General features: G+C 43.0%; 2 protein-coding genes. Both read right to left on the reverse strand.

What is annotated here, in order from left to right; all coding sequences use genetic code 11:
- Positions 1-184: 184 nt before the first annotated feature.
- Positions 185-460 carry a sigma factor-like helix-turn-helix DNA-binding protein gene (locus tag IDZ20_RS05485; RefSeq protein ID WP_188150426.1) on the reverse strand — a complete coding sequence of 92 codons (276 nt, stop codon included), beginning with the start codon at positions 458-460 and terminating at the stop codon, positions 185-187.
- A gap of 765 nt (positions 461-1,225) precedes the next feature.
- A partial coding sequence (locus IDZ20_RS05490; RefSeq protein WP_223144903.1) for a hypothetical protein occupies positions 1,226-1,489 on the reverse strand: 264 nt, incomplete at its 5' end.

Genomic DNA, 1,489 nt, shown 5'->3' on the forward strand with positions numbered 1-1,489 from the left:
ACCGCATCACTGCGATTTACCCTACTAAACCACTGCTGGAGCGGCACAAACTAAAAAGACAACTGACAACAACCTAAAACCGACAAAGCGCTCTTTTTAATACCACGCATAACGCCCAAAGCAGCGGCCGAGCGCAGCGAGGTCCAGCCCCGCAGGGGCGAGGCTGCCTTTGATTGTTAGAGGTTTAGCTTGTTTCAGGATCATCATTGTTTGGGTCTCTATTGCGAAGCTTCTTTAGTGCTTTATCTTCTATTTGCTTTATTTTCTTTCTAGTAATCTCATAACGGTTGGCGATCTCTTCCAACGACTCATTTGAGCTAACGTCCCAACCCAGCCTCTCACGAATTACTTTAGCTTCTCTAGCTGTTAGTGACCTTAGTACTTTTTTCGTGGACTCTTTAAGTCTGCCACTTTCTAGAAGCTTTTTTATTTTTGACTCAATTTCTTTATCGTTGTCCAAAATCCGAGAGACCTCTAACGCCAAGCTCACCTGCAATTTTTGCTGTGAGCGTTTGTGTAAAATGGAGCTACGCGACATACACAAACGAGCGCAGCAAAAATTGTCAGGTGGAGCGCCTTGTTATGCGAGGCGGCCCAAAAAATAACACACACGTTGGGCGACCGCTTAGGTGGCCCCACAGCCTAAACGAAGCGCTTAGACAATAGATATTGAAACCAGATACTACCAAAAACCCAAAATAATACTACAAGAAGGTTAAGCAATAGATTGATTTGGTACTGCCTATAAAGGAACCACTGAGAACAACGACGGGAGACATAGTGCGGACACGACCGACTAGAAATTGAATGCCACTCCCCTGACTGCATCACTGCGATTTACTCTACTAAACCGCTGTTGGAGCGGCACAAACTAAAAAGACAATTAGCACAACCCTACCACCGACAAAGCACTGCTTTTAATACCACGCATAACGCCGCAATAAGCGGTGGTTTTTAAGTTTCACTTTTGCCATAAAATGGAGCGCAGCGGAATGGAAAAAGTGAAACTTAAAGGCCATCCGCTTGATTGCTTTGTTATGTTTTTTGCATTTGACTTTAATTTAGCCTTTAAGAAGAACCACAGTTTACTGCAAACCCAGATTAGCGCCCCGCTTTTAAAAGCAGAATTTTCGAACGTTAAAAACTGCTTGCGAAAATGGTAACTACCGAAGGAACCAAGATAAAACTAAAAAAGCAACATTAATTCACTTCGGATTTAAAAGCTTTACAAGCTTGATTTTGATTTCTTCTTGCCAAATATTCCAGCCCAAAACAAGCCTTCAAACACTAGGCCCAGTAATAAAAATACTACTCCGCCAGCTGGGACTCCAAAGACATAGCAAGCTATTGCTAAAAAGAGAAAGCACAAGATTAATAAAGCTCTATAAACAACACTCATCGCAACATATCCTTTTTTCATGGTGACACATAACGCCGCGTTAACCTGTGACGCGTGTGAAGTGGAGTTTTGCGGTAAAGTGGCGAAGCC

This window comes from Teredinibacter waterburyi (assembly GCF_001922985.1).
Taxonomy (GTDB): Bacteria; Pseudomonadota; Gammaproteobacteria; order Pseudomonadales; family Cellvibrionaceae; genus Teredinibacter; species Teredinibacter waterburyi.